The sequence below is a fragment of the Chroococcidiopsis sp. CCALA 051 genome, from assembly GCF_003015105.1.
In the GTDB taxonomy this organism is placed as follows: Bacteria; Cyanobacteriota; Cyanobacteriia; order Cyanobacteriales; family Chroococcidiopsidaceae; genus Chroococcidiopsis; species Chroococcidiopsis thermalis.
This window is the reverse complement of the sequence record NZ_PYCI01000113.1, coordinates 1-22,826: the sequence shown is the minus strand read 5'-3', so window position 1 is coordinate 22,826 and position 22,826 is coordinate 1. Positions and strand designations below refer to the sequence as shown.

The following is a 22,826-nucleotide window of genomic DNA, read 5'->3' as shown; positions in this document are numbered from 1 at the left end:
ACTCCCTAATTAACGGCACAATGAGAAAAGTGACTTGAGGTTAAAGCATGAATTTTGGTGGACTGATTTCCGCAGCACCAGTATTTGACGCGATCGCCTGGTTCGATCCGATTCGCATCGGTAGCACTTCTTTACTTGCCAGTGCGTCAACAGCAGACAATGCTCCCTTCATTTTCGCTGGCATCTTAGCTAGTCTGGTTGTGATTTACTTAGCCAGTACCATTGGCGGGGAAGTTTGCGCGCGGCTGAATTTACCACCAGTTTTAGGGCAACTTATTGGCGGCTTGGTGGTAGGGATCTCGGCTTTACATCTGTTGGTATTTCCCGAAGGTGGCGGTGACAGTTCTAATTCGCTGTTAATACGTTTTCTGGAAGCTACAGCGGGATTGAGTGTAGATGGAGTGACGACAACATTTCAGATAGACAGCGAAGTGATTTCCGTTCTGTCAGAAATTGGTGTGGTGATTTTACTGTTTGAAATTGGGTTAGAGTCCAATTTACAAGAACTATTGCGTGTCGGAACTCAAGCTACAATCGTCGCGATCGTCGGGGTGGTGACACCGTTTCTATTCGGTACTTTAGGCTTAATTACTTTATTCCACATCTCCACCGTACCAGCTATTTTTGCAGGCGCAGCTTTGACGGCAACTAGCATCGGTATTACGGCTAAAGTTTTGGCAGAACTCAACTATCTCAACCGTTCGGAAGGACAAATTATTATCGGTGCGGCGGTGCTGGATGATGTTTTGGGTATTATCGTCCTAGCCGTGGTTGCTAGTCTTGCTAAAACTGGAGAAGTCGAACTGACAAATATTCTCTATTTGATTATCAGTTCAGTCGTGTTTTTAGTAGGAACAATTTTAATCGGACGCTGGTTAAATCCCTATTTCGTTCAGTTGGTTGATGCACTCAAAACTCGCGGGCAATTATTAATTCCAGCACTCATTTTTGCTTTTGTCTTATCCTACATTGCCACTGTCATCAAACTAGAGGCAATTTTGGGTGCTTTTACTGCTGGGTTAGTATTAGCAGAAACGCAAAAATGTCGCGAATTGAAAAGTCAAGTCGTTCCGATCGCAGATATTCTCGTACCGATTTTCTTTGTAGTAGTTAGTGCCAAAACAGACATCGGTGTTTTAAACCCAGCCGTACCCGCAAATCGGGAAGGGCTAATTATGGCTAGCTTTCTGATTGTCGTTGCAATTTTAGGTAAAGTCGTCACTGGCTTCACCGTCTTCGGGCAAGAGAAAGTCAATCGTTTAGCGATCGGCGTGGGTATGATTCCTAGAGGTGAAGTAGGACTTGTTTTTGCTGGCATTGGTTCTGCTACTGGCGTGTTACCACCTGCCTTAGATGCAGCAATTATTGTCATGGTCATTGTCACCACATTTATCGCCCCACCACTATTACAAATTGTGTTTCAGCGATCGCCAGAACAGAATTTACCGCAACCAGAAGCGATCGCACCATCACCAGAGTCTCGATAAATAGAATGTAGAGACGTTACATGTAACGTCTCTACATTACATGTAACGTCTCTACATTTCGTTTTAGTTAATCGCGTTTCAATAGTCCAAACATTGGGGCGAGAATTGCCCCAAATACAAATCCTCCTGCGTGCGCCCAATAAGCTACACCGCCACTTTCCATCCCAATATTGCTAGGGACTTGTAAACTAGCGATACCATATAAAGCTTGTTGAACAAACCACAATCCTAAGAAAAAAATTGCTGGAATTTGCAAGGTAGTCACAAAGAATCCTAGAAATACTAAAGTAAAGACTCTAGCTTGGGGATAGCGCAAAATGTACGCACCCATCACGCCTGCGATCGCCCCACTTGCACCCAATGAGGGAATAGTTGAATTTGGTGAGAAAAACCACTGAGATAACGCCGCTAAAACTCCACAAGTAAGATAAAAAATTAAAAATTTTACATGTCCCAAACGGTCTTCTACATTATTCCCAAAAATCCAGAGAAACAGCATATTTCCGGCAATGTGTAAGAAGCCGCCATGCAAAAATTGAGATGAAATTAATGTCATCCATTCTGGTAATTGCTGCGGTGTTGGAATAGGACATCTACCTACTATATTTCCTGACAATTGGCAAGGCACGACAGCAGCTGAATAGAAAAATTCTTGTAATTGTTGTTGGTTCAGGGTTAATTGGTAAAGAAAAATACCAATATTTGCACCGATTAATCCATAGGTAATATAAGGCGTAATTGATGTAGGAACATCGTCGCGCAAAGGGAACACAGCATTTTTCCTTATCGTGAAACTGCTTGTAAAATTTTAGCTTAAGTATTTTTTACCACAACCGAGGAAGTCAAAAGTCAAAAGTCAGAAGTCAAAACTTTTCTCAGAACTCACTTCAAAAAAATTACTCCTAAAGGTGGAGCAAAAATTACACCAAACCACATGTAAGAGAGAGGAGAGTGCATTTTCTTGCTGTATAGAATGATGCTAAATTAGCATGGATTTGGAAAAGATTATGTCAGAAGAAGAAAAAAATACGTCATCAGCTTCCGGCGGCTATCAAACCCCCGTTGAGGAAGACATTCGCAAAACTGGTAATGCGGCTCAAACAGATGCTAAGCCTTCTGCTGTACCAGAATCTGGCAGCAGCGATCAAATGGCTGAAGGTGGTGGCAATCAAGGCACTGAAAAGCGCTAGTATGTATCAGTTATCTGTGTAGAGACGTTACATGTAACGTCTCTACACAGTTGTCAGTTATCAGTTGTTGGTTATGACTTCTGACTCCTGAGTTTTAACTTTTAACTTTTGACTTTTGACTTTTAATTTTTGACTTCTCCCTTGTCCCCCCTGTTCTCTTGTTCCCTTAAAGATGGATACCCTAGAAGGCATTAGTATCGGTATTGCTTTAAGTGCTGCTTGTGGCTTTCGGATTTTTATTCCACCGTTAGTCATGAGTATTGCAGCTGTTTTCGGTCATTTACCCCTGGCTTCAGGTTTTGCTTGGATGGGGACTTATCCGGCACTGATAGCTTTTGCTGTGGCGACGGCGGTGGAAGTGGGGGCTTACTATATTCCTTTAGTAGACCACTTGCTCGATACTATTGCTACCCCAACCGCGATCGCAATTGGTACTGCTATTACCGCTGCTTTTCTACCCGATACCGATCCTTTACTCAAATGGACTTTAGCCGCGATCGCAGGTGGTGGTACAGCTGGTACAATTCAAGGCTTAACGGGAATTGCTCGGATATCTTCTACTGCTTTGACAATTGGACTCGGTAATTCAGTCGTAGCGACAATTGAATCTTTCGGCGCGTTTGTTTTGTCAATCTTGGCGCTCGTATTACCTTTCTTAGCTGTTAGCTTAGCTGTGGTTTTAATTGTCGTTAGCTTGAGTAAAATAATTCAGATCTTGTATAGTAAAAAGCAGGTTGAATAGTTCGCATTTTCTTAAGTTGCGATCGTCTATTTTCTTTCAACTACGTCATAGAAGATCCCCCCATCCCCCCTTAAAAAGGAGGGTGATAAAATTGGATATATGACAATGACGAATGACTAATGAAGCTCAAAATGGGGGGCGATAAAATCGGATATTTTACAATGACGAATGACGAATGACAAATTTATGACAATTAAAAATATTGCGATCGCCACTGTTTCAAATTTGACAATATAAGCAATCAAACCAGCTATCTATTTTTTCCATCCTAGCTAATGCTAGATCTGCAACCAATTTTTTTACTATGTAGAGACGTTACATGTAACGTCTCTACAGCCAGAACCAGATGGAGAATTAGCATGAAGGTATACGAAATTCAGAATTCCTTCGGTTTAGACTCTCTAAACATTGCAGAACGTCCAGATGCTAGCCCCAGTTACGGACAAGTATTAATCAAAATCCGGGCAGTATCCCTGAATTACCGCGATCTGATGGTGGTTAAAGGACTGTACAATCCCAACATACCTTTACCTCTAATTCCCTTTTCTGATGGTGCGGGAGAAGTTGTAGCAGTCGGGGAAGGAGTGACGCGGGTAAAAGTGGGCGATCGCGTGGCGGGTATTTTCTTCCAAAATTGGATCGCCGGAAAACTAACCGCAGCAAAAACTAACTCGGCTTTGGGTGGAGCCATAGATGGAATGCTGGCAGAATATGTAGTATTGGACGAAGATGGCTTAGTACACGTTCCAGCGCACCTCACAGACGCAGAAGCAGCTGCTTTACCCTGCGCCGCCGTCACTGCTTGGAATGCCCTGTTTCACTCCGGTAACCTCAAAGCAGGGGAGACAGTACTCGTACAAGGTACGGGCGGAGTTTCGATCTTTGCCCTTCAGTTTGCCAAAATTGCAGGGGCGCGAGTTATTGCTACCTCCAGCAGCGATGAAAAGTTGGAAAAAGTCAAGCAATTAGGGGCTTCAGAAATAATTAATTACAAACAAACACCCAAATGGGGCAAAAACGCCAGAGAATTAACTGACAGTGAGGGTGTCGATTTAGTTGTAGAAGTTGGCGGATCGGGAACTTTAAACGAATCTTTACGGGCTGTACGTATAGGCGGACAAATTAGTTTAATCGGCGTTCTCAGCGGTGGTAGTGGCGAGATTAGCACGGTATCGATGTTAATGAAAAGCGTGCGCGTGCAGGGAATTTATGTTGGTTCGCGAGAGATGTTTGAAGCCATGAATCAAGCAATTACGCTACATCAAATCAAACCAATTGTAGATCGTGTCTTTCCTTTTTCTGAAGCACGAGAAGCTTTGAAATATATGGAAAGCGGCTCTCACTTCGGCAAAATTTGTATCCAATTCTAAATTCCTGTACGGGCGGGTTTACCGGAAATCTCTGCTAGTAAGCTAATCGGCATTTAAGTTGCACTATCTGGACGGGCAGGATGCCCATCCCACAAAAAGTTGACAAATTTAAGTTTATAGAAATGAATGCTGACTAGCTTAGTAAAGCCGCTTGCTAAACCCGCCCCTACAATTCCCCTGCTCCCTTCAAAACTAATATGCTCATCGAACACTTTCAAATGCTTGCCCGCTATAACAGTTTGGCAAATCACAAATTGTATCAAGTTTGTTCTCAGTTAAGCGATGCAGAACGCAAGCAAAATCGACCTGCATTTTTTAAGAGCATTCATGGCACGCTCAATCATATTTTAGTAGGAGATCGCATTTGGCTAACAAGATTTGCAGGCAAACAAATACCATCAACTATGCTCGATGCAATTCTTTACGAAGATTATGAGGAATTGTGGACGGCACGTAGAGTAGAAGATGAGCAGATCGAAACCTTTGTTGCCAATCTAACTGCGGAATTTTTGCACGGGACAATTGAGTACGTCAACAATGCAGGAAAAACTTGTGCAGATCCAGTCAATTTATTAGTCGCTCACTTGTTTAACCATCAAACTCACCACCGAGGACAGATTCACGACATGGTGACACAAACTACAATTGCACCACCATCTTTAGATATGCATCGCTTGATTAGACCTTAATCTGTAAGGAGCGATCGAATGGATCTTCAACTAACGGACAAAATCGCCCTAATTAGTGGTTCTACTGCTGGAATCGGCTTGGCGATCGCGACGATTTTAGCTCAAGAGGGGGCAACAGTAGCGATTAATGGCAGAAAACCAGAACGAGTTGGGAGTGCGATGGATAAAATTAGGCAGATTTATCCAGAAGCAAAACTACAAGGTGTCACGGCAGATTTATCTACCGCAGTTGGTGCTGAGTTAACGTTTCAGCAAGTACCAGTCGTAGACATTTTGGTGAATAATCTGGGAATTTATCAAGCCAAGGAATTTGGCGAAATCACAGATGTAGATTGGATGGAAATTATCGAAACTAACCTCATGAGTGGCGTGCGGTTATCGCGGCATTACTTACCGCTGATGCTGCAACAAAACTGGGGACGGATTATTTTTATCTCCAGCGAATCATCTGTGAATATTCCCGCTGAAATGATCCATTATGGCGTAACCAAAACCGCTCAACTTGCCTTGGCGCGAGGAATGGCAGAAACTACAGTTGGTAGTAACGTTACGGTAAATTCTATCCTGGCTGGTCCCACCAAGTCAGAAGGGGTAGAAACTTTCGTGCAAGACATGGCGCAGTCTGGCAATATCGATCCGAGCCAGGTAGAAAAAGAGTTTTTCGAGAAGACTCGCCCTTCTTCCCTAATTAAACGCTTCGCCACGCCGGAGGAAGTTGCGGCTTTAGTTGCTTTCGTAGCCAGTCCCTTAGCGTCTGCTATTAACGGCGCAGCCTTGCGGGTTGAGGGGGGAGTGGTGCGATCGATTATTTAAGTAGTAGGGGCGCACGGCTGTGCGCCCCTACAGCCGTGCGCCCCTACAGCCGTGCGCCCCTACAGCCGTGCGCCCCTCTAGATATTGTATAAACCATGTTCGTATGGTTTATACAATTGCGAATTGGAGTGACATAGGATGTAGGATGTGGTGAATTAAGGAACAAATGCTAATGGAACCCATGACTACTCAAATCGGCACTCGGACTGAAACCGATAGTATGGGGACGATTGAAGTACCAAACGATCGCTACTGGGGCGCACAAACCCAGCGATCGCTAATTTACTTTGCCATTGGCAACGATACCATGCCACGGGAAATGATTCGGGCGATCGGCATTCTGAAACAAGCGGCGGCGGCTGTCAATCAAGAGTTGGGACAAATGCCGGAAGATAAAGCAAGTTTAATCGTGCAAGCCGCAGAAGAGGTAATTTCTGGCAAGCTAGACGATCATTTTCCGTTACGAATTTGGCAGACGGGCAGCGGCACTCAAACCAACATGAATGCAAATGAAGTTATTGCCAATCGAGCGATCGAGCTAGCTGGGGGAGTTTTGGGCAGTAAACAGCCAATTCACCCCAACGACCATGTAAATATGTCTCAATCTTCCAACGATACGTTTCCGACAGCAATGCACATTGCCGCAGCTGAAGAGATTTACCATCGACTGCTACCAATGGTAAAGAAACTGCGAGATGCATTGGCGGCTAAAGCAGAGGAATTTCAGGAGATTGTCAAAATCGGTCGCACTCATTTAATGGATGCCGTACCTTTGACTTTAGGACAAGAATTTTCTGGTTATATCGCTCAATTAGAAAAAGATTTAATTCGCATTCAAGCTGCATTACCAGATTTATATGAATTAGCAATTGGTGGTACAGCAGTAGGTACGGGATTAAATACACATCCAGAATTTGCCGATCGCGTGGCGGCGAAAATTAGCGATCGCACCCAATTACCATTTATCTCTGCCCCAAATAAATTTGCCGCTTTAGCGGCTCACGATGCGATCGTTGCTGCTAGCGGGACGCTGAAAACCCTAGCAACTTCGTTAATGAAAATTGCTAACGATCTGCGCTGGTTGGGTTCTGGTCCCCGGTGTGGCTTAGGAGAGCTAATTTTACCTGCGAATGAACCTGGATCGTCAATTATGCCAGGAAAAGTCAATCCGACTCAGTGCGAGGCGATGACGATGGTATGCGTGCAAGTGATGGGAAACGACACCGCGATCGCAGTTGCCGGATCTCAAGGTAACTTCGAGCTAAACGTGTTCAAGCCTGTCATGATTCATAATCTATTGCATTCCATCCGATTACTAGCCGATGCTTGCTCGTCATTTACAGAGCATTTGGTCATTGGTATCCAACCAAATCGAGAACAAATTCAGCATTTCCTCACCAATTCCCTGATGCTAGTCACAGCACTCAACCCCCATATTGGTTACGATCGCGCTGCTGCTGTGGCGAAAAAAGCATATAGCGATCGCACTACGCTACGCCAAGCCTGTGTCGAGTTAGGCTACCTCACCGAAGCAGAATTCGATCGCCTCGTCCGCCCGGAGAAAATGATTTAATTAGGGAGCAGGGAGTAGGGAGTAGGGAGTAGGGAGGGACAAGGGGGACAAGGGAGCAACTACCAATTACCCATTACCAATTACCCATTCTTCCCGTATATCTACTGAACGTTCAATCGCAGCAGCATGAATCCAGAAAAAGTTTCCGCAAAAATGCTCTGGGGGTAAGAGTGAGAGTGGGTTAATTTTTTCTTTATATTTTTGTTGCTCGCACGCAGCTCAAAAGCTATTTTTCAGCTCAGTGGGTGGGAATGCAGCAAAAATTGTTTTATATTCAATAACTACTCGACTTGAAGCACAAGGCTAGCTACGATGAAGCGGCGAATTCAATCTTCCATAATAACCAAATTTTTTAATTTAGATATTAGTAGGAACATGGCGATCGCGCCAGTCGTAACTCTATTGGTAGGAACATGGTTGGCAGTAGTTGCTAACGCCACTGAAACGCAACCCATAGCTGAAAACAAAAAAACAATTCCGAATTCCGCATTCCGAATTTCTAATTCTAATTTCACTCCCCGCGAACTCGACTTCCAAGCACCTTCGTCTGCACCAGCTAACCCCGCACCAGTTAAGCCTTTACAAGTAAATCCCGTACCTACTCCTCGCACAACGAATTACTTGGTTTACGTAAATAATCCGAATGCATTGACGCTACAACGAATCAAACAGTTTGAGCCATCGGCATTCGTGCGCCAGTATCAACAAAGAAACGTGATTCAGGCAGGAATATTTCAACAAACTGCTAACGCCCAAAAACTAGCGATCGCCCTAGAATCTCAAGGCATTGATGCGCGAATTGTCAATCTTTCAACTGGAGAAGATACAGACTTTACAGGTAAATTTTATTTCGTTGTCATTCCTGCTAAACAAGACAAATTAGGTGCGATCGAGCAGCGAATCCAACAGCTAAGAATGGGAATGCCAGTCAGAGTTAGCCAGCGTCAAGAACCAAGAACTCACGTAAGAGTAGGACCATTTTTGGCAAAAGAACAAGCCGAAAATTGGCGGCGCTATTTACGAGCTTCAGGACTGAGAAGGGCGCGAGTTTATTACGGGCAGTGAGTACTTATAACTTTGCTGAAATGATATGCTCATCTTCTACAGTTCTGATTCTATCCCAATCAATTGTCGCCACCCATATGTTCTCTGCTTCAGAAAATTGTACTAATCCGTCAACTTCTAATTCTTCACTGTAAAGTGTTAATAGTTGACCGTTCTTTAATTGAATTTGCTGACGAGACAAATCTTCAATTGTGCCAATACAACTGAGCCGTAATCGCCCTTGGGCATCTGCATTATGAAAGTCTGCAAAAATTCTCGGACGGTTCATAAAGTTGCTCTGATTAAAACTGCTGTGATGGATTCGGAATTGTTGGGGTCAAGAGGTTGCTAATTTCCTTCGGAGTTAATCCCGTTAAGGTAGCATGATTTGTGCTTCTTCCAGAGGTACGGATGACATCTCCACCTAGTTTGCGAACTTCGCCAACGCTTGTAATACCCACCTGCCTGTGCGGAATAATTGCTGCCAACTCTGCTACTGATAATCCTACTCTACATTCCACTGAAATTCCAGTTACTCCACTGGGATGAGTTCCGATTCCTCGCTGAATATCTTCTGGGCGATTACGTCCACCTCGAACCACAATTGCTTCATCTGGAATGTTTTCCACAAATTCAGTCAGTTTAATCGATCTACGCGCTACACTTTACCATGACAATCTCTCCTACTAATACTTTTGCATCATTATGATATTTTAGTAATATTGAAGGCTACGCAAATTTTTCGCAATTGCTTATATTTAATAGATTGCTGCTTCTCACAGAGCTTTTTGATAAAGTCCCACATTAGCCTACAATCGTCTTTTAAAATCTCCTCAAAATATTCCGTTCCAGTCTGCGAGATTATTTTAAATCTTGCATTTGATGGATTTGGATAAAGTTCTGTCATTAGATTGGGATAAGACGATCTTGTACCCAATGCAACTGTATTTTGTGAATGATTTAGGATTATTTTATATAGAAAGTTACAAAAATTTGATTACCAGATAGAAGTAGTGTAGTAAATGTGACGGGAACCTAGAAAATTGCTAGTACAATTAAGGCGACCAAGCAAACAAACTGAATGCCTAAACAGAAAACTCGATACAACGGATTTAAGCCAGCTATGTGAATCAGTGAGTGTGCTAGCCGAAATCCGATGTACGCAACAACTACTGAATCTACCGCTGTTCCAGATACGCCTCGAACTGTCAGCAGAAACAAAACTCCTAAATATAAAGGTAGGTTCTCCACCAAGTTAGCTTGTACCCGATATAACCGCCAAAGCAAGCTTTCATCGTTTGGTGTGGCGAAATCTTTGACAGAACCACCAGCAGAGAGATGTCGAATTCTAACAACAATCAAAGAGGCAACGACAGCGATCGTCCATACGATGAAAATTACTAAACCCCACAGAGGAAACGTCATATCCACAGTACGCATGACTGAATACATACAATCTGTCCTGGTAATGAGACTGCTGCTAATATAGCGTTCCTCACGCAATTGCTTTCAATCATCCTGGAGTGCATATATAGCGCTCCTAGATGAATCGTGAAATCGATTGCCCGTGTAGAGACGTTACATGTAACGTCTCTACACGGAAAACGTTTGCAAATCAATTTGGATTGCTGTAGTTGCTGCTGATATGCGATCGCAGCACGACCCGAAAAACCGATCGCCTCAAGCTTTATGACTCAAGCGTTAAGCTGTAGCTCGATAAGGCTGGTAGTCTAGATAAAGTAAGCTTTGGATTTGAGCTTTGCTACCAGAACGATCTAGACGCAAACAAATTGAGCAAGTCGTAGTTACGGCTGAGCAGATGCGCCAGATTGAGGCGCGGATATTTGCTGCGGGAATGCCAGTAGCAGCTTTGATGGAAAAAGTAGGGGGCGCGATCGCCCGACGAGTGCAGACATTGTATCCCTATCCGCAAATACGGCGGGTCGGCGTGCTGGTAGGACCAGGACATAATGGTGGTGATGCGTTGGTGGTGGCGCGAGAGCTACATTTTCAAGGGTATGAAGTTCTCGTTTACCGTCCGATCGCCAAATTAAAAGAATTAACCGACCAACACGCACAGTATGTTAAGAGTTTGGGCATTCCACATTTTGAGGCGATCGCTCCCTTGCAAGATTGTGACTTGTTAATCGATGGCTTATTTGGGTTTGGCATGGAACGCCAAATCACCGAGCCTATCGCCTCAGATATTCACCAACTCGACCGCTGGTCTATGCCTATTCTCAGCATCGATCTCCCTTCTGGGTTGCATACAGATACAGGAGAAGTGCTAGGAAAAGCAGTTAAAGCAACGCGAACTTTTTGTTTGGGATTGTGGAAGCAAGGATTATTACAAGATCGAGCATTAGAGTATATCGGTACGGCAGAACTGCTCGATTTTGACATCCCCACAGCAGATATACACGCTGTTTTGGAAGCGCCTAAAGTCAAGCGCGTGACGAGTGACTTGGCGATCGCCACTCTTCCCCTGACTCGTCCGCCAGTCACCCACAAATACAAACAAGGGCATTTGTTACTCATTTGCGGTTCGCGACGTTACGCTGGCGGTGCATTACTAACGGCTTTAGGTGCTAGAGCAAGTGGTGTCGGAATGCTGTCGATCGCCGTGCCTGAATCGCTCAAACCCCTGCTGAACGCGCAACTCCCTGAAGCATTAGTTGTAGGTTGTGCCGAAACTGATAATGGCGCGATCGCCCAGCTCGATTTACCAGAAGGAACCGATTTAGAATCATTTCAAGCTATTGCCTGCGGTCCCGGTCTGACTTTAGAAGCCACGCCGATTATCCAAGGAGTTTTGAACAACGATTGTCCCCTAGTTCTAGATGCAGACGGGTTGAATATTCTTGCCATTTTGGGGACGCAAAAGTTATCGCGGCGATCGTCTCCAACCGTCCTCACACCTCATGCAGGAGAGTTTAAACGCTTATTTCCCGATGCTCCTAGCCCGATGCAAGACCGCATTAGTGCTGTACGAGAAGCAGCACAGACGAGCAAAGCAGTAGTATTGCTCAAGGGAGCGAGAACGGCGATCGCCAATCCATCAGGTCAAGTCTGGATTAATCCTGAGAGTACGCCTGCATTAGCACGGGGTGGAAGTGGCGATGTTTTAACTGGATTACTGGGGGGACTGCTCGCCCAGGCAACCGCACAACACATCTCAGTAGATGCGATCGCGGCGTGTGCGGCATGGTGGCACTCCCAAGCTGGCATTTTAGCAGAACGAGAAAGAACTCAAATGGGAGTCGATGCATTTACATTGACGCAGTTTTTGATTCCAGTTCTGCATCAATCTGTAGGATAGTCGTTAAAAATCATACTTTTTGAGGGAGAAAAACTCTGCACTTAAATGGCAAGCTGAGAGAAATTAGCCTATGGCAGGATTTTCTGCTGCCAAAATCTCAGCAGCAAGTATGGTAGATCGGGAAATAATTCAGATAAGTAGAGCCTTAAGCGCCACCTACGATCTGCGGGTGGTTTTTCTTTCGCTAGCGATCGCGATTTTTGGCGCTTACACAGCGCTAGATTTGGTGGGACAAGTGATTTATGCGCAGGGAATTGCACGAAAATTTTGGACGGTTGGCGGCGCGATCGCTTTAGGGATTAGTGTCTGGGCAATGCATTTTGTTGCCATGCTTGCCTATCAACTACCAATTTCCATCTCTTACAACTTTGAAATCGTTTTACTGTCAATGGTAGTGGCGATCGCGACTGCTGGTTTGGGGCTGTTCCTCGTCAGTCGCCTACCGTTGAATTGGCTGTTGCTGTCGTCTGGCAGTTTTTTTGTCGGGCTGGCGACGATTGGGATGCATTACACTGCCATGCAGGGGATGTTGGTAGCAGCAGAACCAATCTACGATCTGCGGTTCGTTGCTTTTTCCAATTTGTGTGCGGTTGGTCTGTCCTTTTGTGGCTTGTGGCTGACATTTCATCCGGCTGCTAAAGTTCTGGTTCCGGCTGAGAGTTGGCGCAAGCTGGGAAGTGCCATTTTAGCGGGAACTGCGATTGATGGAATGCACTACCTGGCGATGGCGGGAGTCAATTTCTATCCCAGCGTCCAAAAATTAAGCACGATGCCTGCTGGCATTGATAACTACGTGCTGGCAATTACGATTGGTGTTGCAACTTTGGCGATCTTATTATTGGGTGGCTTGGCTTCTTTTTTTGGTCAACAACTCAGAGCAGAAATCGCCAGAGTTGAAGCAATACGAGAAAGTGAAAAGCGATATCAAGAATTATTCGAGCTGGCTCCCGATGCCTATTTTTCCCTGACACCGGATGGCACAATCCAATCGGCAAATCAGTTTAGTGCTGAGTATTTAGGCTATAGCCAAGAAGAACTAATTGGTAGTTCGGCTTGGATGACAGTTTACGAAGCCGATCTTCCTTGGGCGCAGCAGTGGATGGAGAGCATGTTTCGCGACAGAGTGACGACGAGCGAAATCGAACTGCGAAAAGTGCGTAAAGATGGCTCGGTGTTTTGGATTCGCGAACGCAGCAAATTAATTTTAGATGCAATGGGGACACCTGTAGGACTGAATACGATTTGCCGCGACATTACCCAATTGAAACAAGTAGAAGAACAATTGCGGCAGAATGCGTTTCACGATCCGCTCACGGGTTTACCCAATCGCGTGCTGTTTATGGATCGCTTGCAATTAGCGATCGAGCATCACAAAAGGCATCCAGAAGATTTTTTCGCCGTTTTGTTTCTAGATTTAGACCGCTTTAAAGTCATTAACGATAGTTTAGGGCATTTACTGGGCGATCGCTTACTCATGGCGATCGGCGATCGCCTTAAAGAATGTCTGCGTCCTGTAGATACGGTAGCGCGGCTCGGGGGAGACGAATTTACAATTCTGATCGAGGATATTACCGATGTTAGCGATGCAATTCGCGTTGCCGAACGAGTCAATACTGCGCTTGCTGTGCCGTTTCATTTAGACGGACAGGAAGTTTTCACCGCTGCCAGTATTGGTATTGCCTTGAGTACCACTGGTTATGACAACTCCGAAGACGTACTGCGAGATGCCGATCTTGCCATGTATCGCGCCAAAAGTCAGGGAACGTCAGGCTATCAGATATTTAACCCTGACATGCACGCTAGGGCAGTAGCATTGTTGCAATTGGAAACAGATCTAAGAAATGCTGTGGAACGACAAGAGTTTCGCCTGTACTATCAACCAATTATCTCGCTAGCTACAGGTAGAATTGTCGGTTTTGAGGCTTTGATTCGCTGGCAACATCCCCAATACGGTTTGCAAAACCCCAGCCAATTTATCCACGCCGCAGAGGAGGCGGGACTGATTAACCGCATCTGTCAGTGGGTACTCTACACGGCTTGCGCTCAATTAGCTCAGTGGCAAAGGCAATTTCCGGCGATCGCACCTTTAACGATGAGTGTAAATATTTCTGGCAAGCAGTTCAGTCAACCCCAACTCAGCCAGCAAGTACAGCAAGCTTTACAGGATACAGAATTAAGTGCCGAATGCTTGCACCTAGAGATTACTGAAGGCGCAATTATGGATGGAGCCGGAGCCGCACCCGATCTCCTCTGGCAGTTACGAAATTTAGGCGTGCAATTATGGATCGATGACTTTGGCACGGGATACTCATCTCTAGGGCGGCTCTACCACTTTCCGATTCACGGTTTAAAGGTCGATCGCTCCTTTGTGGCACAAATTGAAAACGCTGACAACGTCCCCCTTGTGGAAACTATCCTCACTCTCGCTCGCCAACTCGAACTAGAGGTGACAGCCGAAGGAGTAGAAACCGCAACACAACTTACCCGACTGCGAGCTTTACAGTCCGAATACGCACAAGGCTACTTTTTCTCTCCTGCTGTAGATGGGGAAGCAGCAACAGCCTTACTGAGTCAAAATCTGCAATGGTAAGAAAGTTGAAAGTCGTAAGTCGGACAAGGGAGAGGGGGAGTAATTCTAGCCACTAGTCACCAGCCACTAGCCACTGATAACTGATAAATCTGCAACTTTTCATCCTGACACAGCCGATCGCCAAATTGCGAGATTTTTATCAGGTTTTTTAACTTGTATTATTTGTTTACACTTACCTATTAATACTTAACGATCGCTGGCTCCCAATTAAGAATATCTTAATTTCAGTAATTTTTCTGACCCAGAAAATGTGCGGATAAATTATGTTTGATTTGTCTGCTTCATGAAATTTTTTTGAACTTAAACGGAAAATGCTGACTGGAAAGCAACTCACATACACACTTCTCTCTACTGCCACTTTTTTCTTTCCTACATTGGTTCGAGCTGAAGCAAATACCAATGCATACCCGGCAGAAGTCGTACAAAGTTTTATGCAGGAATGCACGGAAAAAAGTGGTAAAAAACAAGTCTGTGCTTGCGTCCTCGATCGCATTCAAGACGACTACGATCTCGAACAGTTTTCTAAACTAGAAAAAAAGTACAGAGCAACTGGCAAAATTCCCAAAGAAGTCAAGAAGTTTATGTTTGGCTGCGTTGCCAGCAATCTTGCTAATAATTGAGTCATTTGTCATTTGTGAATGATTAGTGTTCTTAGTTACGACTTACGACTTCTCGTTTATCATTTGTAGACTGACCAATAACCAATGAATCATTAGTCAGTTGTCAATAGTTCTTTGTGCGTACCAATGACAAATGACGAATGACTAATGACAAACCATCAAGCCAACAACTTAACTAGGTGTGAGTAGTAACTACCTTCGCGCGATCGCCTGAGGGCGCGTAATAGTTGCCATTTTCATCAATTTCTAACTGGAGTAATGATTCTTCGCCAGTAATTAACCTCGCTCCTCGCTTGCGGGTGAAATAGTTCCAGCCCCACTGGAAAATTACTACCAACTTATTGTCAAATTCAATTAGGTAGTAAATATGCACGAACAGCCAAATTAACCAAGCAAAAAGACCTGAGAACTTGACGAAACGTAAATCTACGACTGCGGCATTGCGTCCGATCACCGCTAGGCTGGCGATATCAACGTAGCGGAAAGGAGTGACAGCTTGTCCCTGAAGCCTGCGTTGGATCAGTTCTGCTACATATTGCCCTTCTTGCATGGCTACGGGTGCGACTCCTGGTAAAGGTTTGTCATCTTGGTGCGAATAATTCGCCAAATCGCCAATGATGAAAATATTGGAATAGTTAGCCAGACTTAGATCGGGTTCGACAATGACTCGTCCCGCCCGATCGAGTTGCGCCCCCGTGCGTTGGGCGATCGCTTCTCCCATTGATGAAGCCTTCACACCCGCTGCCCATAAAACCGTCCGCGCAGGAATGGATTCAATATTCTCACCTTGACGAATCGTCACAGCATCCTCGGTGACGTTCGTAACTAAAGTCTTAGTTTTGATCGTTACGCCCAACCGCTCTAGAGAGTGCGCTGCTTGAGCCGATAGTTTTGGATCGTAGGGTGGTAGGATGCGATCCATACCCTCTATCAGCAAGATTTGGGTTTCTTTGGTGTCAATATTGCGGAAATCGCGCTTTAACGTACTGTAGGCAAGCTCCGCGATCGCCCCAGCTAATTCTACTCCCGTTGGTCCCCCGCCCGCGATCGCAAAAGTCAACCAAGCACGACGTTTTTCTGGATCGGTTTCCTTTTCCGCTGCTTCAAAAGCTAGAAAAATCCGCCGCCGCATTTCTAAAGCATCTTCTACAGTTTTGAGTCCTGGTGCAACGTCTGCCCAGTTATCGTTACCGAAATAATGGTGACTTACCCCAGTCGCGACAATCAGGCTATCGTAGGCTAATTCGCCATTCCGCAAAATAATTTTTTGCTGTTGAGGATCGAGATCGATGACTTCGCCCATCAGCACTCTAGTGTTTTTTTGTCGATTCAAAATCGCCCGCAACGGCGACGAAATATCGGCTGGGGAGAGAGTCCCCGTAGCAACTTGATAGAGCAGGGGTTGAAACAGATGAAAATTCCGCTTATCCACTAAAGTGACATCGAAACCACTTTTTCCTAATGCTTTGGCTGCATACAGCCCAGCAAAGCCGCCACCAACGATGACAACTTTATGAGGAGCTTTCATAGGTTCTACCATAAGTTAGATGCTAAATTTTCTCTACTTTTACTACCTACAGAGCTTTGTAGCGTCATTAAGCAAAGATCTGTACCTTTGCCAATACTTGCTTCACAGATTTTAATCCCAGATTACTGCGATCGCCACTTTTTGGGCGTAGCGACAGTTACTAGTTGACAGTTGACAGTTATCAGTTGTCAGTTGTCAGTGAAGAGAGGGAACGGGGAACGGGCAACAGGGAACAGAGAATAGTAACAAATGACCCATTACCCATTACCCATTACCCATTACCCACACCCTGTTAATATACGTAAAGAAACTGAACGGGACATAACACATGCGGGTTGCGATTGTCGGTGCGGGGCTGGCTGGACTAGCAACTGCCGTCACGTTGGCGGATGCTGGCTGGGAAGTAGAGATTTATGAGTCTCGCCCCTTTGTAGGTGGAAAAGTCGGGAGTTGGATAGATCCCAATGGCAACCATGTTGAGATGGGGTTGCACGTCTTTTTTGGCAATTATTACCAGCTATTTGAATTAATGAAGCAGGTAGGGGCGTTTGAACACCTACTGCGAAAAGAACACGTTCATAATTTTATTAATAAAGGCGGACGCACCGGAGCGTTAGATTTTCGCTTTATTACAGGTGCGCCATTTAATGGATTAAAAGCCTTTTTCACGACTTCGCAGCTGTCACTACAAGATAAAGTGCAAAATGCGATCGCCCTCGGTACTAGCCCCATCGTGCGGGGTTTAATCGACTTCGAGGGGGCAATGAAAACAATCCGCAGCCTCGACAACATCAGTTTTGCTGACTGGTTCCGCCGTCAGGGTGGCAGCAATGGTAGCATCAAGCGGATGTGGAACCCAATTGCCTATGCTTTGGGTTTTATCGACTGCGAGCATATTTCTGCTCGTTGCATGTTGACAATTTTCCAAATGTTTGCTGCTAGAAGCGAGGCTTCGGTGTTGCGGATGTTGGAAGGTTCGCCGGATGAGTTTTTGCACAAACCAATTGTGAAGTATTTAGAGGATAGGCAGGTCAAAATTTTCACGCGGCGGCGAGTTAGAGAAATTCAATTTGCCCAAGACAGGGGAGAAACCAGCGTCACGGGCATAGTTGTTGCTAGTGGCGAGACAGAAGAAACAATTACTGCCGATGCCTATGTCTGTGCTTGCGATGTCCCGGGAATTCAACGGCTCTTACCTGCGGCATGGCGGCAATGGTCGCAATTTGACAACATTTATAAGTTAGAAGCAGTACCAGTAGCAACCGTGCAATTGCGGTTTGATGGTTGGGTGACAGAACTGCAAGACGCTCAAAAACGCCAGCAATTGCAGCAAGCCGCAGGCATCGATAATTTACTGTATACACCGGATGCCGACTTTTCTTGTTTTGCAGACTTGGCTTTAACTAGCCCGACAGATTATTACCGCGAGGGACAGGGTTCTTTATTGCAACTGGTACTGACACCAGGCGATCCTTTTATTAAAGAAAGTAACGAGGCGATCGCTCAACACGTCCTCAAGCAAGTCCACGAACTATTCCCCTCGTCGCGGGAGTTAAATATGACTTGGCATAGCGTCGTCAAGTTAGCGCAGTCTCTCTATCGCGAAGCACCAGGGATGGAACCGTATCGCCCTTATCAAACTACGCCAGTAGCAAATTTCTTCCTAGCGGGGAGCTACACCCAGCAAGACTACATCGATAGTATGGAAGGGGCAACACTTTCGGGGCGATTGGCAGCGAAAGCAATTCTGGCAAGTGAAAAACTAGCCAGCCAAGGTGAGTTGTCGGCTGTATAGGTAGACGCAGGCGCGGTAGTAGCTTCGAGCGATACTGCATAGACACTAAACAACCAGAGGAAAAGTCAATGCCAGATTGGTTAGAGCATAGCGTACAGGTTGAAGTGCCAGTTCCCGTTGATCAAGTATGGGAATTGTGGTCAGATCTAGAGCAGATGCCGCGTTGGATGAAGTGGATTGAGTCGGTAAAAGTGCTGGAGGATAACCCCGATTTGTCACGCTGGCATTTGAATACGGGGGGATTGCAGTTCGACTGGCATTCGCGCATTTTGAAGAAAGTACCAAATCAAATTATTCAATGGGAATCTGTGGATGGTCTGCCCAATCAAGGCGCAATTCGGTTTTACGATCGCCACAACAGTACCATTGTTAAGCTCAGCGTTGCCTATGCCTTTCCAGGAATTTTAGGAAAAATTATGGATAGCCTATTTTTAGGTCGTGCAGTCGAATCGACGCTGCAAGCCAACATGGAAAGATTCCGCGATTATGCCATTCAAGCTCAAGCCCAAAAGCAAGGGGTTAGTTGTTAGTTGTTAGTTATTAGTTGATGGTTGTAGGGGCGGGTTCACCAAAAAACTTTGTTTGTAACCGAGACTTTAGGTAAACCCGCCCCTACAGCAGCAGTCAGTGGCAATACCCACATTTCACACCATATTGCTAGGTAAATATAGCTATAGGTACAACCCATAGTGTATTCAGCTATGTTTAGATTGACAGTAATAGCCTTTGTGCCAAAGTTCAGTTTGCAGTAAATAATCTAGTTATTTTCCCTAGCCCCTAGTCCCTAACTCCTCACCCCTCATTATGTCTCGGACTTCGCCAATTCCTGTTGTGACAAATCATCCTAGACTTGCTATTATTCAACGCTTGCGTAAACTAACACATCTCATGGATAATGCGATCGCAATTCCAGGGACGAAGTTTCGCATTGGTTTAGACCCCATTTTAGGATTGCTACCAGGAGCGGGAGATTTTATCGGCACGGCGCTTTCGGCATATATCGTACTGGAAGCCGTGCGCTTGGGACTTCCCAAAGAGACATTGGGAAAAATGGTGAGTAATATTCTGTTAGAAAGCGTAGTTGGTACTGTCCCAGTGGTGGGTGATTGGTTTGACTTTGCCTGGAAAGCCAACGTTAAGAACTTAGAGCTAATAGAGACACATTTAGGGGTAACAAATACTAGTAAGCCTGCCAATCGCTGGTTAATGTTTTTACTAGTGGTAGGGTTCTTAATTATTGGTATAGGTTTAGTAACCTTGAGTGTGCTAGTTTTTAAACTGCTCTTAAATGCAGTGACTAGCTAATTGAGGTTTTAAGACAGGAATGAAGGACTGGTGGCAGGCGACATTTCCTCAGGGGAGACAAACATTAAAAATTATCGATGCGAATGGCTACCCAGTTTCTATAGCCTACGGCGAGAAAGGCACGGGTCAGCCACTATTTTTAATACATGGAATTGGCAGTTGGAGTTACAACTGGCGTTATAGCGTCGAACCCTTATCGAAATACTTTCGCGTGATTTGTTTCGATGCCAAAGGTTACGGGTTTTCGGAAAAGCCATTACGCAAAGAAAGACACGATCATCAATTGATCGAGCTATCGCGGATTATTGGCGGCTTATGCAACGAACCAGCCATCATCGTTGCAGAGTCGCTGGGTGCATTAGTGAGTTTGGGACTTGCGCTTGCTTATCCTCAACTGATCGAAAAATTAATTGTTGTTAATGTCCCAATTTTTCCCGAACGCCTACCGCATTGGGGTATGTGGTTGCTGTCGCAATTACCAACAGAAATAGTCAAAGCGATCGATTCAACTCGGTTTCCATATTTTTTTGCCCCTGTCATGCGGGAATTAATGCGATTAGAGCGGCGATCTGTACTATACGATCCCTCAATATTGACGGACGAAGATGTCTATTGGCTGACCTATCCGTTTGTAGAATTTCCTGGGACGATCGCCAAAGTTGCGGAAGACTTACAAATTGCAGCAGCAGAAATCGAACACTTGCAGGCAAAAAAACCAAGCTTAATTACTAAAATTCAAAATTATCTACACAAAATTAAATGTCCCACCCTAATTTTATGGGGAAAACAAGATAGCTGGTTTCCGTGTAGCGATGGTGAGAAACTGCGATCGCGCATCCCTAACGCTCAATTAAAAATTCTTCCCAATTGCGGTCACGATGCCTCAGCTGGAGCGAATCAAGCGGTAAATGCAGCAGTTTTGGAGTTTTTGAGGGGGAGTCGGGAGTGGGAGAGTGGGAGTTGGGAGTCGGAGAAGAATTAGGATTCCTGACTTCTGGGTTTTGACTTTTAACTTTTAACTTTTGACTTTTGACTTCTCAATAGCTTTGCTATAATAGCAAAAACGTAGTCGTTATGAGTTTATATATTCCCCTATGACCAATCCTGCTGTTGAGAACTTAGTGATTATTGGCTCTGGACCCGCTGGATACACGGCAGCTATATATGCAGCGCGGGCAAACCTCAAACCTGTTGTCTTTGAAGGCTTCCAAGCAGGGGGCTTACCTGGCGGACAGCTGATGACGACGACAGAAGTAGAAAACTTTCCTGGTTTTCCAGAAGGAATTACAGGACCGGAACTAATGGATCGGATGAAGGCTCAAGCAGAACGCTGGGGAGCTGAGTTATACACCGAGGACGTAATTGCAGTTGACTTGTCGCAGCGTCCGTTTACTGTCCGTTCTGAGGAGCGAGAATTTAAGACGAATAGTATCGTCATCGCGACTGGAGCTACTGCAAAGCGTTTGGGACTGCCGGATGAACACCAGTTTTGGAGCCGAGGTATATCAGCATGTGCGATCTGCGATGGCGCTACACCGATTTTCCACAGAGCGAAATTAGCTGTGATTGGTGCTGGTGACTCCGCCGCTGAAGAATCGATCTACCTGACCAAATATGGCGACGAGGTACATATGTTGGTGCGGGGTGACAAAATGCGTGCTAGTAAAGCAATGCAAGACCGGGTTTTGAATAATCCCAAAATTACCGTTCACTGGAATACGGAAGCGGTAGATGTGTTTGGCAACGAAAAGCACATGGAAGGCTTGCTGATCCGTAACAACAAAACAGGTGAAGAAAGCAAGCTAGACGTGCGGGGTTTATTCTACGCGATCGGTCACAATCCCAACACATCTTTATTTAAAGGTCAACTGGAATTAGATGATGTAGGATACATTGTCACCAAGCACGGTTCGGTAGAAACCAGTGTCGAAGGAGTATTCGCGGCTGGAGACGTGCAAGACCACGAATATCGCCAAGCGATTACAGCTGCTGGTAGCGGTTGTATGGGAGCAATGCTAGCAGAGCGGTGGCTGTCGGTGAATGGATTGATTCAAGAATTCCACCAAAAACCAGAGACTCCCAATAACGAACTGGAACATCAAGCCAAGCAAGCCGCCACCCCAGAAGAATTCGATCTAGCTCAGACGCGGCATTATGGTGGTTATGCTTTACGCAAACTATTCCACGATAGCGATCGCCTGCTGATGGTGAAATATGTCTCGCCTGGATGCGGTCCTTGCCACACGCTCAAACCGATTCTGAATAAAGTTGTCGATGAGTTTGACGGCAAAATTCACTTTGTCGAAATTGACATTCAAGCAGATCCTGATATTGCCGAGAACGCTCAAGTCACGGGAACGCCAACGATTCAATTCTTTAAAGATAAAGAGTTGTTGAGTGAAACCAAAGGCGTAAAGCAAAAGAGTCAATATCGCCAGTTGATTGAAAGCTATCTGAATTAATTTGTCGCAATCATCGCGATTGAATTCGATTTTGATTCTTTGTTAAGGGTCATTTCATGGGTTGTAGAGACGTAGTAACTTGCGTTTTCACAACCCATGATTTTATGCAATTATTGTCATACAATTTACTTTTCGATTGCGACAAAAACGAGCAGAACTATCCTCTGTATTAAACTAATCGCCTGGCGATCGCGTTCACAGTATTCAATCCTCGAACGCTAGCTGCTCTTCAAACGACTGCCAACATGATTAAACGAATCGACATAACGGCTAAAGTCAGCGGCTGCAAGTAGCTTGTG

At 45.1% G+C, this 22,826-nt stretch carries 22 protein-coding genes; 16 read left to right on the top strand and 6 right to left on the bottom strand.

Annotated features, from left to right (window positions below; all coding sequences use genetic code 11):
* The first annotated feature begins 47 nt into the window (after positions 1–47).
* Positions 48–1,487 (top strand): cation:proton antiporter, encoded by a 1,440-nt coding sequence (locus C7Y66_RS22690; protein WP_199197581.1) that lies wholly within the window; start codon positions 48–50, stop codon positions 1,485–1,487.
* A gap of 67 nt (positions 1,488–1,554) precedes the next feature.
* On the opposite strand, the gene C7Y66_RS22685 is transcribed toward C7Y66_RS22690, so the two are convergent.
* Positions 1,555–2,259, bottom strand: a complete 705-nt coding sequence (locus C7Y66_RS22685) for a rhomboid family intramembrane serine protease (protein WP_106547336.1) — start codon at positions 2,257–2,259, stop codon at positions 1,555–1,557.
* A 235-nt stretch (positions 2,260–2,494) separates the two neighbouring features.
* Here C7Y66_RS22685 and C7Y66_RS22680 point away from each other — a divergent pair, with 235 nt between their 5' ends.
* From C7Y66_RS22680 to C7Y66_RS22670, 3 genes are all read left to right on the top strand, one after another.
* A complete protein-coding gene (locus C7Y66_RS22680) occupies positions 2,495–2,677 on the top strand; it encodes a hypothetical protein (RefSeq protein WP_041462922.1) in 183 nt (60 codons plus the stop codon).
* Between the two features lie 172 nt (positions 2,678–2,849).
* Positions 2,850–3,419 (top strand): DUF4126 domain-containing protein, encoded by a 570-nt coding sequence (locus C7Y66_RS22675; RefSeq protein WP_106168858.1) that lies wholly within the window; start codon positions 2,850–2,852, stop codon positions 3,417–3,419.
* 359 nt (positions 3,420–3,778) lie between these two features.
* Entirely contained in the window at positions 3,779–4,789 is a 1,011-nt protein-coding gene (locus C7Y66_RS22670) for an NAD(P)-dependent alcohol dehydrogenase (RefSeq protein ID WP_106547335.1), read from the top strand.
* 53 nt (positions 4,790–4,842) lie between these two features.
* On the opposite strand, the gene C7Y66_RS31295 is transcribed toward C7Y66_RS22670, so the two are convergent.
* Positions 4,843–5,001 carry a hypothetical protein gene (locus C7Y66_RS31295; RefSeq protein WP_158265981.1) on the bottom strand — a complete coding sequence of 53 codons (159 nt, stop codon included), beginning with the start codon at positions 4,999–5,001 and terminating at the stop codon, positions 4,843–4,845.
* Between C7Y66_RS31295 and C7Y66_RS22665 the strand changes: the two genes are divergently transcribed.
* The 4 genes from C7Y66_RS22665 (at position 4,987) to C7Y66_RS22650 (ending at position 8,929) form a co-directional block, all read left to right on the top strand.
* The gene (locus tag C7Y66_RS22665; RefSeq protein ID WP_106547334.1) at positions 4,987–5,478 is read left to right on the top strand and encodes a DinB family protein; all 492 of its coding nucleotides are present in this window, start codon (positions 4,987–4,989) and stop codon (positions 5,476–5,478) included. The two genes, C7Y66_RS31295 and C7Y66_RS22665, sit on opposite strands and share 15 nt — an antisense overlap.
* Before the next feature lie 18 nt (positions 5,479–5,496).
* On the top strand, positions 5,497–6,291 hold the full coding sequence (locus C7Y66_RS22660) for an SDR family NAD(P)-dependent oxidoreductase (RefSeq protein WP_015153681.1): 795 nt from the start codon (positions 5,497–5,499) through the stop codon (positions 6,289–6,291).
* 172 nt (positions 6,292–6,463) lie between these two features.
* Entirely contained in the window at positions 6,464–7,864 is a 1,401-nt protein-coding gene (fumC, locus tag C7Y66_RS22655; protein ID WP_233222804.1) for a class II fumarate hydratase, read from the top strand.
* Between the two features lie 312 nt (positions 7,865–8,176).
* Positions 8,177–8,929 (top strand): SPOR domain-containing protein, encoded by a 753-nt coding sequence (locus tag C7Y66_RS22650; RefSeq protein WP_146149853.1) that lies wholly within the window; start codon positions 8,177–8,179, stop codon positions 8,927–8,929.
* Between the two features lie 4 nt (positions 8,930–8,933).
* Here the strand turns inward: C7Y66_RS22650 and C7Y66_RS22645 are convergent, their stop codons facing one another.
* The 3 genes from C7Y66_RS22645 to C7Y66_RS22630 form a co-directional block, all read right to left on the bottom strand.
* A complete protein-coding gene (locus tag C7Y66_RS22645; RefSeq protein ID WP_106547332.1) occupies positions 8,934–9,197 on the bottom strand; it encodes a hypothetical protein in 264 nt (87 codons plus the stop codon).
* 13 nt (positions 9,198–9,210) lie between these two features.
* Positions 9,211–9,537, bottom strand: a complete 327-nt coding sequence (locus tag C7Y66_RS22640; RefSeq protein ID WP_106547331.1) for a flavoredoxin — start codon at positions 9,535–9,537, stop codon at positions 9,211–9,213.
* A 406-nt stretch (positions 9,538–9,943) separates the two neighbouring features.
* The gene (locus C7Y66_RS22630; RefSeq protein WP_106547329.1) at positions 9,944–10,360 is read right to left on the bottom strand and encodes an MAPEG family protein; all 417 of its coding nucleotides are present in this window, start codon (positions 10,358–10,360) and stop codon (positions 9,944–9,946) included.
* Between the two features lie 307 nt (positions 10,361–10,667).
* Between C7Y66_RS22630 and C7Y66_RS22625 the strand changes: the two genes are divergently transcribed.
* From C7Y66_RS22625 to C7Y66_RS22615, 3 genes are all read left to right on the top strand, one after another.
* Positions 10,668–12,227, top strand: a complete 1,560-nt coding sequence (locus tag C7Y66_RS22625; RefSeq protein ID WP_106547328.1) for an NAD(P)H-hydrate dehydratase — start codon at positions 10,668–10,670, stop codon at positions 12,225–12,227.
* 70 nt (positions 12,228–12,297) lie between these two features.
* Positions 12,298–14,817, top strand: a complete 2,520-nt coding sequence (locus C7Y66_RS22620) for an EAL domain-containing protein (protein WP_233222803.1) — start codon at positions 12,298–12,300, stop codon at positions 14,815–14,817.
* Between the two features lie 311 nt (positions 14,818–15,128).
* Entirely contained in the window at positions 15,129–15,437 is a 309-nt protein-coding gene (locus C7Y66_RS22615) for a hypothetical protein (RefSeq protein WP_015153687.1), read from the top strand.
* Between the two features lie 175 nt (positions 15,438–15,612).
* Here the strand turns inward: C7Y66_RS22615 and C7Y66_RS22610 are convergent, their stop codons facing one another.
* Positions 15,613–16,977: an NAD(P)/FAD-dependent oxidoreductase gene (locus tag C7Y66_RS22610; RefSeq protein ID WP_106547327.1), complete on the bottom strand. Its 1,365-nt coding sequence runs from the start codon at positions 16,975–16,977 to the stop codon at positions 15,613–15,615.
* A 316-nt stretch (positions 16,978–17,293) separates the two neighbouring features.
* On the opposite strand from C7Y66_RS22610, the gene zds reads away from it, so the two are divergent.
* From zds to trxB, 5 genes are all read left to right on the top strand, one after another.
* Complete coding sequence (zds, locus tag C7Y66_RS22605) at positions 17,294–18,760, top strand: 9,9'-di-cis-zeta-carotene desaturase (protein WP_106547326.1); 1,467 nt, start codon at positions 17,294–17,296, stop codon at positions 18,758–18,760.
* A gap of 68 nt (positions 18,761–18,828) precedes the next feature.
* On the top strand, positions 18,829–19,290 hold the full coding sequence (locus C7Y66_RS22600; protein WP_015153690.1) for an SRPBCC family protein: 462 nt from the start codon (positions 18,829–18,831) through the stop codon (positions 19,288–19,290).
* 274 nt (positions 19,291–19,564) lie between these two features.
* Positions 19,565–20,065, top strand: a complete 501-nt coding sequence (locus C7Y66_RS22595; protein WP_015153691.1) for a DUF4112 domain-containing protein — start codon at positions 19,565–19,567, stop codon at positions 20,063–20,065.
* Positions 20,066–20,084: 19 nt separating this feature from the next.
* Entirely contained in the window at positions 20,085–21,047 is a 963-nt protein-coding gene (locus C7Y66_RS22590) for an alpha/beta fold hydrolase (RefSeq protein WP_106547325.1), read from the top strand.
* 112 nt (positions 21,048–21,159) lie between these two features.
* The gene (trxB, locus tag C7Y66_RS22585) at positions 21,160–22,527 is read left to right on the top strand and encodes a thioredoxin-disulfide reductase (protein ID WP_106547324.1); all 1,368 of its coding nucleotides are present in this window, start codon (positions 21,160–21,162) and stop codon (positions 22,525–22,527) included.
* Positions 22,528–22,826 lie beyond the last annotated feature (299 nt).